We start from the raw sequence: 13,925 nt of genomic DNA, 5'->3' as shown, positions 1-13,925 counted from the left end.
GTATACTGGATTCATGGGCAGCTATTATTCCGACACGCATCCTGCTATCGAAGCGATGCAAATTCGGACATTACGCGAAACACCTGGCTGGCGCAAGATGCAAATGGTGGCTGCGCTTACCCGCGCCTCCCGCCAACTGGCGCTGGCGGGTTTGCGCCAGCGCCACCCGGATGCCAGCCCTGCCGAACTGCAACGCCGCCTGGCAGGCCTGTTGCTGGGCGAGGAATTGGCTACCCGATATTATGGCAAGCACCCAGACAGACTTTGACCCAATTTCAATCACACTGCGGGTCACACAAGCGCTAGACGCTCTTCAGATTCCATACTTCATTACGGGGTCATTGGCTAGAGCTTTCATGGCATGGTACGCACCACACAAGATGCCGATATTGTGGCGAAGTTGAAAATGCAAGATGCCAAACCATTGGTTGCCGCCTTGCAGAAAGATTTTTTTATTGATGAGCAGATGGTTACGGGTGCCATCGTCAGCCGTTCCAGTTTCAATATCCTGCATATAGGCACAATGTTCAAGGTTGATATTTTCATCCCCAGCGAGCGCAAATTTACTCAACAACAGTTTGCACGCAGCAAAACGGCGGCGCTATCGCTGGAGCATGCTGTACAGGCGGTAGTTGCCAGCCCAGAAGACACTATCCTGGCCAAGCTAGAGTGGTACAAGCAGGGCGGTGAAGTTTCCGAACGTCAATGGCGGGACATTCTTGGGCTCATTGCAGTGCAACGCGATCTTCTTGATATCAACTATTTAAAACAAACAGCAGCGCAATTGGGTTTAACCGCGCTGCTGGCAAAGGCATTTGAGAGCTAGTTTGTCTACTCTGCTTCAGCCAGATCTTTTCCCGCCTTCTCGATCTGCTTGAGCAAGCCTTTCTCTCCACCACGAAAACGGCGCACATTATCCTGCGAGCATTCGGTGCAGCCCTTCATGGCGCGGAACGAGTCGGCGTTGCAATTGTGGCAGCCATTGACGCGTGCCATGGCCAGCACAAACACCACCGCATCCTCACCATCCGGGCCGGCCTTATAAGCCTTCTCGGCCGCGGCGCGCCACCCCACCCCGTGCAGATCACGGATGGCGGGGGTGACGCGGAGCGGAAAGAGCAGTTCAGTATCTTCGTTGTACATAGTGCCATTTACAACGAAGCGAGGCATAACCTCGCTTCGTTTATTCCATGGTCAGTTTGCTGCTTACTGCGCCGGAGTCGCTGGGGGATTGCCTGCAGCGGCATCGGCGGGTTTGGCAGCAGCGGCCGCAGCCTTGGCGGCCGCGGCGGCAGCCTTCTTGGCGGCTTCCTCCGCCTTCAGAGTCTCCTCACGATTGAAGTTCGTGGGGCGGATACCAGCGTAGTAGCCAGCCGGCTTGGAGAGCTTCTCTTTGTTGAAGATGTGCTCTGCGTGGCGGTCAAACGAGGCCATCTCGTAATCATGATCCATCTTGATGGCGTCAAACGGGCAGTACTCTGCACAGTAGCCACAGTTCATGCAGATGTCCACATCGATGAAGAAGTCCACCGGCTCCGGCACGGGGCGCTTGGTCACGGGGTCTTCCGTGCGCACGATCCAGATGCACTGCGGAGGGCACACTTTGGCGCAGATGCCGCATGAAGTGCAGCGATCCTGCTTGTTGCCATCCGCGTCTACATCGTAAATCAGGAAGGGAACAAAGCGGAACTCTTCAGGCACCGGAAGCTTCTCCTCAGGGTACTGAACCGTGAAGATACCCTTGGTGTCCTTGCTGCGGCGATGCTGGATGCCTTCTTTGGAGAAGTAGCGGTTGCGGCCCAGCCACTTGATGTCTTCGACATAGGAGTCGATGAAGTGGGTCAGGGTCACCCACATGCCTTTGAGAATACCGAGTCCGTACATAGTCTTTATCTCCAGCCTGCCTTAGCGGTCTACTTCGCCAAGCACAATGTCAATGGAACCGAGGTTGACCACTACGTCGGCCACCTTTTGGCCTACGCACATCTTCTCAAGCACGGTCAGGTTGATGAAGCTTGGGGCGCGCACGTGGTAGCGGGCCGGGTTGCCCTTGCCGTTGGACACAATGTAGTAGCCCAGCTCACCCTTTGGCCCTTCTACGCGGCCGTAAGACTCCCCGGCGGGCACACGCACCTGATAGGGGTTCTTGCCATTCATCACTTCGCCGCCAGCCGCCCCACCCGGCAGGTCCGTTATCGCCTGCTTGAGGATGTCGAGGCTCTGGCGCATTTCGTCCAGGCGGATCATGTAGCGGTCATACACATCGCCATGCTGGCGCACCGTAACTTCAAATTTGAAGCGGTCATAGATGCTGTAAGGATCGGCGCGGCGGATGTCGTACGGCACGCCGGAGGCACGCAGCACGGGGCCAGCGGTGGAGAAGGCGATCGCCTCCTCGGGAGTGATGACGCCAACGCCTTCGGAGCGGCTACGCACCAGCTCGTTCTCGGAGAGGTAAATGTCCAGCTCGTCGATCTTGCGCGGCAGACGCTCGAACACCAGATCCTTGATCTTGCCGTAAATGCCCTCAGGCAGATCACGCGCTACGCCGCCAAAGCGGAAGTAGTTGCACATCATGCGCGAGCCGGTCGTGGCTTCGAAGATATCCAGGATGAGCTCGCGCTCCTGGATGGCGTACAGTGACGGAGTGAAGAAGGCACCCAGGTCATTGAGCAGGAAGCCGACCGCCCACAGGTGGTTGCTGATGCGGGTCAGCTCAGCCATGATGACGCGCAGGTACTCGGCACGCTCCGGGGGAGCAGCTTTGTCGCCCATCAGCTTCTCAACCGCCAGGGCGTAGCCGAAGTTGTTGCTCATGGAGGAGAGATAGTCGAGGCGGTCGGTGAACGGCATGTTCATCGTCCACGTGTTGCGCTCGCCGATCTTCTCGTGGTTGCGGTGCAGATACCCCATCACAGGCTTGAGCGCCACGATGGTCTCACCGTCAAGGCGCACCGCCATGCGGAACACGCCGTGAGTGGAAGGATGCTGCGGGCCGAGGTTGACCACCACCTGTTCGGTGTCAATGTCCTCACTATATTCGCGGGCGGCCCGCTCCAGCACTTCATAGAGCTTGGGGTCGTCGGTTTCCTTGAAACCTACAGGGTCAAAACCCTGCGGATACTTGTTGTTCTTATTGAAGGGGTTGCGGTCCTCAATGCGATAGACCTGGCCTTCGGGCCAGCGGTTCTTGAAAGGCTTGACCTCTTCTTCGAAGTAAGCTTCTTTCCAATCCTTGCGCATGGGGTAGCCGGCGAAGCCCTCCCACATGAGGATGCGGCGCTGGTCTGGGTGGCCTTCAAAGTTCACGCCATACAGGTCATACGCCTCGCGCTCCTGGAAGTCTGCGCCGGGATACAGCGGGGTCAGCGAAGGCACAGTGGAGTTCTCACGCGGGGTCTGTACTTTGATCTCCAGCGCGCCGCCGCCAGTGGACTTGTAGAAGTGGTAAACCACCTCGATGAAGTTCTCGGCGTTAGGCGCATCGGAGTAATAATCCACCGCGGTGACGGAGGACAAATAGTCGTATCCCATTTCGTCGCGCAGGGCGGTGGCCACTTCCGTCAGCTTGCTGGTCTCGACCAAAAAGCCGGTATAGCCGGGGCGCGCCTCTGCCTTTACGGCATCCGGAAAGCGCGTTTCAAGTTCGTGTTTCTCAACAGGGGCGGCAGTTGTTGTAGCTTCAGTCATGCTTGCCTCTTAGCTGGCCGCTTCGGCGGCGGGTGCAGGCGCAGCGGGGGCGGCCGGCGCGGCCGGCTTCTTGCTGGTTTCCTGCTTGATGAGTTCGTTGTCACGCGGGTCGATCAGGTCCGGACCCAACAGCGGCACCGGGATGGCAGGGATGTCATCCTTGCCGTACCAGCGCACCGTAGTAATGGATTCGGAGTCGATCTTCTCTTGCAGCTTCATCAGGCCGTGCAGCAACGCTTGCGGGGTCGGCGGGCAGCCGGGAACGTACACGTCCACCGGCACGTACTGATCGACACCCGAGACTACGTTGTAGCCTTCTTTGAACGGGCCACCACCGGAGGCACAGGCGCCCATGGCGAGCACATATTTGGGCTCAGGCATCTGGTTGTAGAGGCGCACGATCTGCGGGATCATTTTCTTGGTGACGGTGCCCGACACGATCATCAGGTCAGACTGGCGCGGGCTGGGTCGCATGACTTCCATACCGAAGCGGGCCAGGTCATAGCGGCTGGCGGCGGTGCAGATCATCTCAATGGCGCAGCAGGCCAGGCCGAACATCATCGGCCATACGGAGTAGCGGCGGCCCATGTTCCAGATCTTGTCCAGGGTGGTCACGGCCACATTCTGGCGCAATTCCGGCGGCACTTCGTAGCCGGCGCTATTTACGGTGGGATTGGTGTCAGTCATCTACGTTCATCTCCACTAGCGTTTGTTCACTACCCGATTCACACCGGGTTGATCTCTTCGAACCATTCCTGGTAAATGGCGGCCAGGATCTCATCGTTGGCCAGCTCGGGGTCATCCGCAAAGCCTGGCAGAGCGATGCTCCACTGAAAGATGTCACCCAGCGAGACGCCTTCAAGGGTCTCCTGCGGGTAGCGCTCTTTCAACGCCAACACAATCTCATATATGGCGTCCCAGTACAGTTGGCGGGCCATTGCTCCCGATTGTTCTTTCGTTCACATTATACATGGTTGAACATTTGAGTCAACGCCCATGAATAAAGTAAATATTTATTTGCTAAAATAAGCATGTGCAAGCAACCCGTCAAAACATCCTTGACTATCTCGACGCACGCGGCAGCGCCAGCGCCCAGCAAATGGCACAAGCCTTCGGCATGAGCACCCAGAACCTGCGGCGCCACTTGCGCATCCTGGAGCAGCGCGGCCTAATCGCCGTCAGCCAGCCCGCTGCCAGCGGCCGCGGGCGGCCGCAGCTCACCTACTCGCTGACTGCCCAGGCCCAGCCAGACCATCTTGCAGGGCTCAGCCGAGCCCTGCTGCAAGGCCTGCGGCCGGCCAGCCTGCGCCCGCTGGCCCAGCGCCTGCTGGGCCAGCCCGGCGGCCTGCAATCCCAGCGCCCTGCCCGCAACACCAGCCAGCGGCTGGTGGCGGCCATGCGCAAGCTGGAACCTATGGGCTACCGCCCCCGCTGGGAGGCGCGGCCCGGCGGCCCGCAAGTGGTGCTGGGACACTGTCCGTTTGCCGCGATCATTGAACAGCACCCGGAACTGTGCCAGGTGGATGCCCACATGCTTGAAGAGCTGCTGGGTGCCGACCCGGAGCAAGCCAGCAAGCTGCAACCTGGCCCTCAAGGGACACCTCAGTGCATATTTAGAATCAAAGAGCGCCGCACATAGCGGCGCCCTTTAATTTTAGAAATCCTGGCTACGGGAAAAGCGAGGGCAAGCCAAGCCCAATGCTCACACCGCCATTGCCCCCACCCACGCCAATCTGAAGCACGTCGAGAACATTTAGATTCAAATCCTGACCTTCGTCACCCTGTTCATTGCCCACCTGCAAGTTCAACTCAAGACCGTTTTCGCCATTATCAACGTCAACGCCAAGCTGGCTTCCCACTACCGGCAGTTCGGCGCCCACATTCAACGATAGGTCACCGCCTTCGGTGCCCAAGCCAGCATCCACACACGCCAACCCTTCACAGGCGCCCGCGCCTTGCGTGGCGATCGCGGTGGGCTGCACAGTAGTGATGCACAGCAACCCCAACAGGCAGCCCATGCTGCCAGTTTGTGTCGGGTTGGCTGTGGCCGTTGCTTTGCCCAGGTCTAGATTCACAAGTTGAGCATTACCCATACCTGCATTCACGCTCAGACACAGCACGCCCAGCAAGCAGCTATTGCCCGAGGTGCCGGCCGGGTTGTTGCCCGGCGGTTGCTGCGGGCCGCCAGTGGTGGGCGACGGGCCGCCATCGGGTGGCTCGCCGTTCACTACCGGCGGCTGGTTGGGACTACCGGTGAACACAATCAGCGGAGGCTGGCCTTCATCTTGGGACGGGCCAAAACTGATGCTGAAATATGGCGAAGTGATCTGCAGGTTGCTTGCAAATGCAGCAGCAACGCACAAGGCTGGCACCAGCAGTAACGTGAACAGCAACGCAATCCAGCGCCAGAATAAAAACTTTCGTTCGTTCATGAAGCCCCTCCTCAGCGCTTTACTGATTTCATTGTATGAAGCCGGACGCAGGAAAGAATTAACAGCTTTGAAAATAGACAAAGGTCTAGCCAGCGTAGACCTTGTCATCTCGCTCACCGCGCATTCATTTAGCGCAAAAGCAAAGTGGTAGCATTTGTAATCAGCGTCACTATGCGTACTCTGCTTCGCTGGCTTTCCCTAGCCTCACTGCTACTCATCAGCGCCGCCCCCGGTTTTGCTCCCGAGCCCCAAGGCTCGCCGAGTGAAGTGGTGGCGCTTATCAACGCTTACCGCGCCGAATTCGGCTTGCCGCCCTACGAAGAGAGCCCTCTGCTTTATCAATTGGCCCAGGGCCAGGCTGATTACCTTGCTTCCACACAAGGCGCCACCGGCGGCGACATCCACACCGGTCCCGGCGGATCACGCCCGCGTGACCGTGCCTACGCGGCCGGTTACGGCGGCGGCTCCACCATCTTCATCTCCGAGATCGCCAAGTACGGCATGGGCGAGACTGCCCAGAGCGCAATCGCCTGGTGGAAGCAGTCACCCAACCACAACCCCACTATGATCGCGTCTACTTACATCCATATTGGCTGTGGCGTTGCCAATGATGGCACCACGCGCTATTACTTCGTATGCGTGACCGGCTATAGCGCCGGCGGCGTGGCTGCGCCCAGCGGCGCGGGCACGCCTGCTGCCAGCAGCGGGCAAAGCAGCCAGCCGCCAGCCCAGATCATGATCCCCGTCACCAAAGCCGAGCCGCAGCCAGACGGCTCGATCATGCATATCATTCGTACAGGCCAAACTCTGTGGACTGTTGCCGCTGTCTACGAAGTGCCACTGCAGCAGCTTCTGGAGTTGAACGGCTTCAGCGAATGGGAAGTGCTCCATCCAGGCGACGAAGTGATCGTGGCGCCAGCGGGCAGTGTAGCTACGCGTGCGCCCACCGAGGACCCGAACGCGACGCCGAGCGCCACCGCCACCCAGCGCCCCACGGCGACCGCCACAGTCACTGTACTTTCGGCTGCCGATACTGACGCCACGGTGCAAGCCGCCGTGGCCCAGGCTCAGCAAGAATTGCTGCAGCAAGAGAGCGAGCAAAACTCCGCCAATAGCAGCGTGCAATTGGTAGTAGGCATTGCGATGATCAGCATCCTTAGCGTGGTAGTGGCCAGCTTCTTCATTCAACGCCCGGCTAGTGAACCAGAGCCAGACGAGAACGACCCCTTCGCACCGATCACTTAATCCCTGCTGCTGACGCCCTGCCTGTTAGAATCTGGCCGGCATGCCCCCCTCCCAAAACGATCGCAAACAGCAATTCCTGGCCGGCGCGCGGGATACCTTCCCGCTGCTGGTCGGCGCCTGGCCGTTTGGCCTCATCTACGGCGCGCTGGGCATCGCCAGCGGGCTGAGCCCGCTGGCGACGGCGGCCATGTCAGCCGTGGTATTCGCCGGCTCAGCCCAATTCATTGCGGTGAGTTTGGTAGCGGCGGGTACGCCGGTGCTGGTGATCGCGCTCACCACGTTCGTAGTCAACGCGCGTCACATCCTGTATGCCGCTACGCTGGCGCCGCAGCTTAAGGGTCTGAGCACTCGCTGGCTGGCCCCATTGGGTTTCTGGCTCACTGACGAATCTTTCGTGGTTGCCGCCAAAGGCTTTGAAGAGCGCAAAACGCTTGAAGAGCGTAAGTGGTATCTGCTTGGCAGCGAGATCGCCATGTTCCTCAACTGGCAGATCGCCACTTGGGTTGGCATCGCTGCTGGCCAGGCCATTCCAGACCCGGCCAGTTGGGGGCTGGAATTTGCGCTGGTGGTCACTTTCCTGGGCATGCTGGTGCCCATGCTCAAGGGCCGGCCAGAGCTGATCTCGGTCCTGGTGGCAGCTGCGACCGCCCTGCTGGCGATCAACCTGCCGCACCGCAGCGGCCTGCTGCTGGCCGCCGTGCTCGGCATCCTGGCTGGTTTGCTGGCCGAGCGAGCCTGGCCACGGAAGGAGCCGGCATGAATGAGTTATGGCTGCTGGTGGGCATGGCCCTGGCCACCATGGCGACGCGCATCCCAGTGCTCATTACTCTGAGCCGCCGCGAGCTGCCCGAGGGTGTGCGGCGCGCCTTGCACTACGTGCCGCCGGCGGTGCTGGCGGCGATCATTACGCCGATCGTGTTGCTGGACGAAGGCCAGCCGTATCTAGCGCTGGACAATGCCATGCTGCCAGCCAGCCTTATCGCGATCCTGGTTTCCTGGCGCACCAAGAATCTGTTGCTCACGATCGTAGTGGGCATGGCGGCCTTCCTGATATGGCGCGCGTTTTTATAGCGGAGGCAACATGACCTATACACCGCCGAACAAAACGACCTTGGATTGGCTGCTGGATGCTGACCCTGCCATCCGCTGGCAAGTCCTGCAAGACATCGCCGACGCTCCTGCCGAGATTGTGGCAGCCGAGCGCGCTCGAGTGGCGCACGAGGGCTGGGGTGCGCATCTGCTCAGCCTGCAGCAGCCAAATGGTGACTGGGGCGGCGGCGCCTGGGTCTACCAGAGTTGGGCGTCTACTTTCGAGACCTTGATGCTGTTGCGCGAGATGGGGCTTGACCCGCGCAGTGAGCCCACTCGCAAAGCGATCGAACTGGTGCGCGAGCATAGCAACTGGGGCCAATATCACAACCACGCGCCATTCTTTGAAGGCGAGAGCGAGCCGTGCATCAACGGCCGCGTGCTGGCCATCGGCGCTTATTTCGGCGCGGCCAGCCCGGCGCTGGCCGAACGGCTGCTAAGTGAACAGCTACCAGACGGCGGCTGGAACTGCGATGCACCGGAAAGCAAACACTCGTCCTTCAACACCACGATCTGCGTACTGGAAGGCCTGTTTGCTTACGAGCGGGCCACTGGCGACAGCCGTATCGCAGCCGCCCGCCAGCGCGGCGAAGAATTCCTGCTGCAGCGCCAACTTTATAAGTCATTGCAAAGCGGCCAACCCATCCAACAAGACCGCAAGAGCGGCAAGGACTGGCGCATCATCACCTTCCCGACTCGCTGGCATTACGACATCCTGTGGGCGCTGGACTATTTGCACAGCACAGGCGCCGCTCCCGATCCACGCGCCGCCGAAGCGGTGGCATTGGTTGCCAGCAAACAAACTGCCGAAGGCGTCTGGCTGCTGGAAAGCTACCATGATGGCGCCGAGCACTTTCGTATGGAAACCCTGGGCCAGCCAAGCCGCTGGCTTACGCTGCGGGCGCTGCGAGTATTGCGCTGGCATTCCCTGGCTTCTTAGCTTCAAAAAAGTAGCGCTTGCTCTCGCTGTTCTTTTGGCGTATATTAGTAACCAGTCGGTTACATATTGGAGGACAATATGCTCAGTAAACATTCCGCCCAGGAACTCAAGATAGAGTTCGAGATCTTCATCAACGCCGCTCCCGCCAAAGTCTGGAGCCTGATGGCAAGCGTGGAGGGTATGAATCAGTGGCTGGCGCTCAGCCTGATCTTTGAACATAAGTTGGGCGGTCGCTTTGAGATGAAGGGTAATTTGCCAGGTGAAGGGCCTTATCGCTTCACGGGAGAGGTGGTCACGCTGGAGCCGGAGCGCGAGCTGGCCTTCACCTGGAAGCACGACCCGGAGCAAGGCACGCCCTGGCCGGTCAGCACCTTGGTAACGCTGCAACTGCAAGCAGAAGGCGGCGGCACTCGCGTCACGCTGACCCACACCGGCTTTGAAGCTCTGGGTGACATTGGCAAGAGCCAATACGAAGGCCACATCCAAGGCTGGACGATTGCAGAAAACCTGAATGACCTGAAGAAAGCTGTGGAGGCAAGCTAAATGCCCAGCAGCACAGATGGAGCGGCTTTCCAGGCCATATCAGATGGCACGAGGCGCCGCATCCTCGACGCGCTGCTGGCCACCGGCCCGTTGCGGGCCGGTGAACTGGCGCAGCGCTTTCCGCGCATCAGCCGGCCTGCGGTCAGCAAGCACCTGCGCGTGCTGCGTAGCAGCCGCCTGGTGCTTGCTGAGCGGCGCGGCCGCGAGCTGTGGTACCGGGTAGACCCGGCACCGCTTGCCGGAGTGGAACAATGGGTGCAAAAATACGCTGCCTTTTGGGAGGAGAGACTGCAAGCATTGAAAGATGCGGCAGAAGCTCAAAGCCCTAGGCAGTAAAACGAAAACAGAAACCAGACAACCAAAAAGCGCTCACAAGAGTGAGCGCTTTTTGCTTCAAGTTGGACTTGTGGCTGGTTTATTCCACCGTCACGCTCTTAGCCAGGTTGCGTGGCTGGTCAACATCCAGCCCGCGTAAGCTGGCGATGTGATAGGCCAGTATCTGCAGCGGAATCACGGCTGCCACCGGCGAAAGCAGTGGATGCGTCTTGGGGATCCAGAGCACATGGTCCGCCAGCGCCGGAATCAGTGTGTCACCCACCGTGGCGACCGCCACCACTTTGCCGCCGCGCGCCTTGGCCTGCTCGATCTGGCTGATCATCTTCTCGTACAGGTCATCCTGCGGGGCAACCACGATCACGGGCATATCCTCATCTACCAGGGCGATCGGGCCGTGCTTCATCTCGCCCGCAGGATAGCCCTCAGCATGGATGTAAGACAACTCCTTCAGCTTGAGCGCGCCTTCGTACGCGGTGGAAACATTGATACCGCGGCCGAGATACAGGCAGTGCGTGATGTCTTTGATGGCTTTCGCCACCTCTTCCACTTCAGCCTCACGTTCCAGGCAGGCCGATACCCACTCCGGAATATGGCTGAGCTCCGCTACCAGGGCGCGGCGGGTATTGTCATCTAGCGTACCGCGCATTTCGCCCAGCAAAATGGCCAGCATGTACAAATTGACGATCGGCGCGGTGTACGCCTTGGTGGAAGCCACACCGATCTCCGGCCCTGTCTGCATCGAGATGTAGCCATCCGCAATGCGCATGGCCTGCGAGCCGATCATATTGATGTTGGCCCACAACTTGGCGCCGCGCTTGCGGCCCTCAGCCATGGCAGCCAGCGTATCCGCCGTCTCGCCTGACTGGCTGATCGCCAGCACGGCCATCTTGTCCGTGATCAGCGGGTCGCGATAGCGAAACTCGGAAGCAATGTCAAACTCCACGGGGATCTTGGCGATGCGTTCAATGTACTTGGCGCCGATCTGCCCGGCATAGCCTGCCGTGCCGCAGGCGATGATGTAGATCTTCTCCAGGTCTTTGACGAACTTCTCATTGAGCTTGAGGTCCGGCAGCAGGATACGGCCAGTCTCAAAATCCACACGGCCGGAGATGGTGTCAGTGAGCGAGCGCACTTGCTCGTGAATTTCCTTCTGCATGAAGTGGCGATACTCACCCTTCTCGGCCGCCACCGGATCCCAGAAGATCACGTCCACATGCGGCTCGAGGGTCTCGCCCTGCAGGTTGCTCAGGCTCATGCCATCACGAGTCACGACTGCCATCTGGCCCGATTCCAGGAACACGACTTCGCGGGTATGCTCCAGGATGGCGGGCAGGTCGGACGAGATGAACATCTCGTCCTTACCAAAGCCCACCACCACCCCACCGGCGTTGCCCATGCGGGCGGCAACAATGCGGTCTGGCTGGCGTGAGCTGAAGAGCACGATGCCATGATGGCCGCGGATCATACGCAGCACCTGGCGGGCGGCGTCTTCCAGGCTGCCATCCTTGGCCATGAAGCGATCCACCAGCTGCACGATGACTTCGGTGTCGGTGTCCGACTTGAACTCAACGCCTTCGGCTTCCAACTCTTCGCGCAATTCCAGGTAGTTCTCGACGATGCCGTTGTGCACCAGCACCACCTCGCCGGAGACGCTGGTGTGCGGGTGCGCATTGCGCACGTTGGGCTCGCCGTGGGTGGCCCAACGGGTGTGGCCGATGCCCAGCTGGCCGTGCACGGGCTGCTGCTCCACCGTGCTGAACAGGCGGTCCAGCTTGCCGGCATCCCGCCGAATTTCAATGTGCTCGTCTTCCAGCACGGCAATGCCGGCCGAGTCGTAGCCGCGGTACTCCAGGCGCTTAAGCCCGTTCAAAATGATCGGCGTCGCATCCCGCGGGCCGATGTATCCAACAATTCCACACATGTGAAGAATCCTCCAACACTGTCTATAGGCCGCTGCTGGGGCTTTTGTCCGCATGGTTGCCCACGCGGCGTTGTGCGCCAGCTTTATCTTGGAGGGAAATTCGGGGGCGGGTCTCCCGGAGTGGCATCCGCTGATCTACGCAAGCTGGTGGACGGCCTTCGGCCGCCCCCTTGCGCTTGCTAGTATTCGATTTTCGTGGCCCAGGGCCACTTATCTTCGCGGTGAAGCGTGGAGAAACATGCTTCTGTTTCTCCAGCGGAGCGTAGCTCCGCAAGAACCAACTCAACCTCGTCACCCGGCCGTGGTTTTCGACCACAAATGCCGGGCCGTGCGCTGTTCCCTCAAATGTCGTTGGTAGTTTTATCTGCTCGCTTTCACCTCACACTTATCTCAAGTGGGCATGATTATACCCAGCATAGCCATCCAATTTGTTCAAGACGGGTGAACGGCTGCCTGCGCCTGCATGGTAGAATCACTTGATTTTCTGCAAGGTCTCGCAGTCAGTTCACTGCCTACAACTAATGAAGAAGTTGTCACTCACACAAGAACCCCACCCTGCCATGGCAGGGTGCTTTGCATTGCTCTGCCTACGGGGTATGAATGGCCTTTAACCCTCTCAATTGGATTCTTGGCTTTTTCTCGCTGGATATTGGCATTGATCTGGGCACGGCCAACACCCTGGTGTTCGTACGCGGCAAAGGTATCGTCATCAACGAACCGTCATGGGTAGCGGTGGAAAAGAAATCGCGCATCCCTATCATGGTCGGCGATAAGGCCGCCGTGGGCCAGGTGGCCAAAGAGATGGCCGGCCGCGCCCCTAAAAACGTCGTGGTCATCCGCCCCTTGCGGGATGGCGTGATCTCCGAATTTGAGATCACCGAAGCCATGCTGGCCCACTTTATCGGCAAGGCTCACGAGCAGAGCATTGTGCCCCTGCCCCGCCCGCGTGTGGTGGTGGGCGTGCCCACCGGCGTCACCGAGGTGGAAAAGCGTGCCGTGAACGACGCCGCCTTGCTGGCTGGCGCCCGCGAGGTCTATCTCATCGAAGAACCCACGGCCTCAGCCCTGGCGGTTGGCCTGCCGATCAACCAGGTGGGCGGCAGCGTCGTGTTGGATATCGGCGGCGGCACCTCTGAAGTGACCGTCTTCTCGCTCGGCTCGGTGGTAGCCAACCGCAGCCTGCGCGTAGCAGGCGACGAGCTGGACCAGGCCATTGTGCAGTACATTCGCAACAAGTACAACATTCTCATCGGTGAACGCGCCGCTGAGCAGGTCAAGATCAAGATCGGCTCGGCCTTCCCACTCAAGGAAGAGAAGACCACCACCGTGCGCGGCCGCAACCTGGTGACCGGCCTGCCCGAAACGCTGGAGATCTCCTCCATCGAAATTCGCGAGGCGCTCAGCGGCCCGGTGGACCAGATCATCCAGGCCGTGAAAGAAGCGCTGGACGATGTGCCACCCGAAATGGTGGGCGATGTGATGGACAACGGCGTGTGCATGTGCGGCGGCGGCGCACTGCTGCAAGGCCTGGCCGAACGCCTCAGCGACGAGCTGCGCCTGCGCTGCTGGGTGGCGGATGACCCGCTCACCTGCGTGGCCCGCGGCGCCGGCCTGGTGCTGGACGATATTGAGGCCTACCGCCACTTTCTGCTCCAGATGGATTAATGGCGCCTTAGCGCCTGTACCAGCCACCCGCAGCAGGCTGGATTCTAGCGATATGATTTCTGCG

The 13,925-nt window shown here is 59.8% G+C and carries 17 protein-coding genes; 10 read left to right on the top strand and 7 right to left on the bottom strand.

The window, feature by feature from the left end:
* Positions 1 to 13: 13 nt before the first annotated feature.
* Positions 14 to 268: a hypothetical protein gene (locus tag KIT08_09675; GenBank protein ID UYN89355.1), complete on the top strand. Its 255-nt coding sequence runs from the start codon at positions 14 to 16 to the stop codon at positions 266 to 268.
* A gap of 93 nt (positions 269 to 361) precedes the next feature.
* Positions 362 to 826, top strand: coding sequence for a hypothetical protein (locus KIT08_09670; GenBank protein ID UYN89354.1), 465 nt, complete (start codon positions 362 to 364; stop codon positions 824 to 826).
* Positions 827 to 831: 5 nt separating this feature from the next.
* Here the strand turns inward: KIT08_09670 and KIT08_09665 are convergent, their stop codons facing one another.
* From KIT08_09665 to iscX, 5 genes are all read right to left on the bottom strand, one after another.
* Positions 832 to 1,143, bottom strand: coding sequence for a hypothetical protein (locus KIT08_09665; GenBank protein UYN89353.1), 312 nt, complete (start codon positions 1,141 to 1,143; stop codon positions 832 to 834).
* Between the two features lie 63 nt (positions 1,144 to 1,206).
* Positions 1,207 to 1,884, bottom strand: a complete 678-nt coding sequence (locus tag KIT08_09660) for a 4Fe-4S binding protein (protein UYN89352.1) — start codon at positions 1,882 to 1,884, stop codon at positions 1,207 to 1,209.
* Between the two features lie 21 nt (positions 1,885 to 1,905).
* Positions 1,906 to 3,690, bottom strand: coding sequence for an NADH-quinone oxidoreductase subunit D (locus KIT08_09655; GenBank protein ID UYN89351.1), 1,785 nt, complete (start codon positions 3,688 to 3,690; stop codon positions 1,906 to 1,908).
* A gap of 9 nt (positions 3,691 to 3,699) precedes the next feature.
* Positions 3,700 to 4,377: an NADH-quinone oxidoreductase subunit NuoB gene (gene nuoB / locus KIT08_09650; GenBank protein UYN89350.1), complete on the bottom strand. Its 678-nt coding sequence runs from the start codon at positions 4,375 to 4,377 to the stop codon at positions 3,700 to 3,702.
* 38 nt (positions 4,378 to 4,415) lie between these two features.
* Entirely contained in the window at positions 4,416 to 4,628 is a 213-nt protein-coding gene (iscX, locus tag KIT08_09645) for a Fe-S cluster assembly protein IscX (protein UYN89349.1), read from the bottom strand.
* Between the two features lie 95 nt (positions 4,629 to 4,723).
* Here iscX and KIT08_09640 point away from each other — a divergent pair, with 95 nt between their 5' ends.
* Positions 4,724 to 5,329, top strand: a complete 606-nt coding sequence (locus tag KIT08_09640) for a helix-turn-helix domain-containing protein (protein UYN89348.1) — start codon at positions 4,724 to 4,726, stop codon at positions 5,327 to 5,329.
* A 28-nt stretch (positions 5,330 to 5,357) separates the two neighbouring features.
* Here the strand turns inward: KIT08_09640 and KIT08_09635 are convergent, their stop codons facing one another.
* The gene (locus tag KIT08_09635; protein UYN89347.1) at positions 5,358 to 6,122 is read right to left on the bottom strand and encodes a hypothetical protein; all 765 of its coding nucleotides are present in this window, start codon (positions 6,120 to 6,122) and stop codon (positions 5,358 to 5,360) included.
* Positions 6,123 to 6,293: 171 nt separating this feature from the next.
* Between KIT08_09635 and KIT08_09630 the strand changes: the two genes are divergently transcribed.
* The 6 genes from KIT08_09630 (at position 6,294) to KIT08_09605 (ending at position 10,275) form a co-directional block, all read left to right on the top strand.
* Positions 6,294 to 7,367, top strand: a complete 1,074-nt coding sequence (locus KIT08_09630) for a LysM peptidoglycan-binding domain-containing protein (protein UYN89346.1) — start codon at positions 6,294 to 6,296, stop codon at positions 7,365 to 7,367.
* 40 nt (positions 7,368 to 7,407) lie between these two features.
* Positions 7,408 to 8,127: an AzlC family ABC transporter permease gene (locus tag KIT08_09625; GenBank protein ID UYN89345.1), complete on the top strand. Its 720-nt coding sequence runs from the start codon at positions 7,408 to 7,410 to the stop codon at positions 8,125 to 8,127.
* Entirely contained in the window at positions 8,124 to 8,438 is a 315-nt protein-coding gene (locus tag KIT08_09620; GenBank protein ID UYN89344.1) for an AzlD domain-containing protein, read from the top strand. The genes KIT08_09625 and KIT08_09620 overlap by 4 nt, the downstream gene beginning before the upstream one ends.
* Positions 8,439 to 8,448: 10 nt before the next feature.
* Positions 8,449 to 9,396, top strand: a complete 948-nt coding sequence (locus tag KIT08_09615) for a hypothetical protein (GenBank protein ID UYN89343.1) — start codon at positions 8,449 to 8,451, stop codon at positions 9,394 to 9,396.
* Between the two features lie 78 nt (positions 9,397 to 9,474).
* Entirely contained in the window at positions 9,475 to 9,939 is a 465-nt protein-coding gene (locus KIT08_09610; protein ID UYN89342.1) for an SRPBCC domain-containing protein, read from the top strand.
* Positions 9,940 to 10,275: a winged helix-turn-helix transcriptional regulator gene (locus KIT08_09605; GenBank protein UYN89341.1), complete on the top strand. Its 336-nt coding sequence runs from the start codon at positions 9,940 to 9,942 to the stop codon at positions 10,273 to 10,275.
* Positions 10,276 to 10,354: 79 nt separating this feature from the next.
* Here the strand turns inward: KIT08_09605 and glmS are convergent, their stop codons facing one another.
* The gene (glmS, locus tag KIT08_09600; GenBank protein UYN89340.1) at positions 10,355 to 12,196 is read right to left on the bottom strand and encodes a glutamine--fructose-6-phosphate transaminase (isomerizing); all 1,842 of its coding nucleotides are present in this window, start codon (positions 12,194 to 12,196) and stop codon (positions 10,355 to 10,357) included.
* Between the two features lie 600 nt (positions 12,197 to 12,796).
* On the opposite strand from glmS, the gene KIT08_09595 reads away from it, so the two are divergent.
* Positions 12,797 to 13,861 (top strand): rod shape-determining protein, encoded by a 1,065-nt coding sequence (locus tag KIT08_09595; protein UYN89339.1) that lies wholly within the window; start codon positions 12,797 to 12,799, stop codon positions 13,859 to 13,861.
* Positions 13,862 to 13,925 lie beyond the last annotated feature (64 nt).

Source organism: Anaerolineales bacterium, from assembly GCA_025808555.1.
Classification (GTDB): Bacteria; Chloroflexota; Anaerolineae; order Anaerolineales; family UBA11579; genus JAMCZK01.
This window is presented reverse-complemented; position numbering and strand designations above follow the sequence as displayed.

What these genes read in the sequence shown, in the direction of transcription:
- KIT08_09655 (UYN89351.1), bottom strand. Translation starts at nt 3,690, where the DNA reads ATGACTGAAGCTACAACAACTGCCGCCCCTGTTGAGAAACACGAACTT.
- KIT08_09620 (UYN89344.1), top strand. Translation starts at nt 8,124, where the DNA reads ATGAATGAGTTATGGCTGCTGGTGGGCATGGCCCTGGCCACCATGGCG.
- KIT08_09625 (UYN89345.1), top strand. Translation starts at nt 7,408, where the DNA reads ATGCCCCCCTCCCAAAACGATCGCAAACAGCAATTCCTGGCCGGCGCG.
- KIT08_09670 (UYN89354.1), top strand. Translation starts at nt 362, where the DNA reads ATGGTACGCACCACACAAGATGCCGATATTGTGGCGAAGTTGAAAATG.
- KIT08_09660 (UYN89352.1), bottom strand. Translation starts at nt 1,884, where the DNA reads ATGTACGGACTCGGTATTCTCAAAGGCATGTGGGTGACCCTGACCCAC.
- KIT08_09610 (UYN89342.1), top strand. Translation starts at nt 9,475, where the DNA reads ATGCTCAGTAAACATTCCGCCCAGGAACTCAAGATAGAGTTCGAGATC.
- KIT08_09615 (UYN89343.1), top strand. Translation starts at nt 8,449, where the DNA reads ATGACCTATACACCGCCGAACAAAACGACCTTGGATTGGCTGCTGGAT.
- KIT08_09675 (UYN89355.1), top strand. Translation starts at nt 14, where the DNA reads ATGGGCAGCTATTATTCCGACACGCATCCTGCTATCGAAGCGATGCAA.
- nuoB (UYN89350.1), bottom strand. Translation starts at nt 4,377, where the DNA reads ATGACTGACACCAATCCCACCGTAAATAGCGCCGGCTACGAAGTGCCG.
- KIT08_09665 (UYN89353.1), bottom strand. Translation starts at nt 1,143, where the DNA reads ATGTACAACGAAGATACTGAACTGCTCTTTCCGCTCCGCGTCACCCCC.
- KIT08_09605 (UYN89341.1), top strand. Translation starts at nt 9,940, where the DNA reads ATGCCCAGCAGCACAGATGGAGCGGCTTTCCAGGCCATATCAGATGGC.
- KIT08_09630 (UYN89346.1), top strand. Translation starts at nt 6,294, where the DNA reads ATGCGTACTCTGCTTCGCTGGCTTTCCCTAGCCTCACTGCTACTCATC.
- glmS (UYN89340.1), bottom strand. Translation starts at nt 12,196, where the DNA reads ATGTGTGGAATTGTTGGATACATCGGCCCGCGGGATGCGACGCCGATC.
- KIT08_09635 (UYN89347.1), bottom strand. Translation starts at nt 6,122, where the DNA reads ATGAACGAACGAAAGTTTTTATTCTGGCGCTGGATTGCGTTGCTGTTC.
- KIT08_09595 (UYN89339.1), top strand. Translation starts at nt 12,797, where the DNA reads ATGGCCTTTAACCCTCTCAATTGGATTCTTGGCTTTTTCTCGCTGGAT.
- iscX (UYN89349.1), bottom strand. Translation starts at nt 4,628, where the DNA reads ATGGCCCGCCAACTGTACTGGGACGCCATATATGAGATTGTGTTGGCG.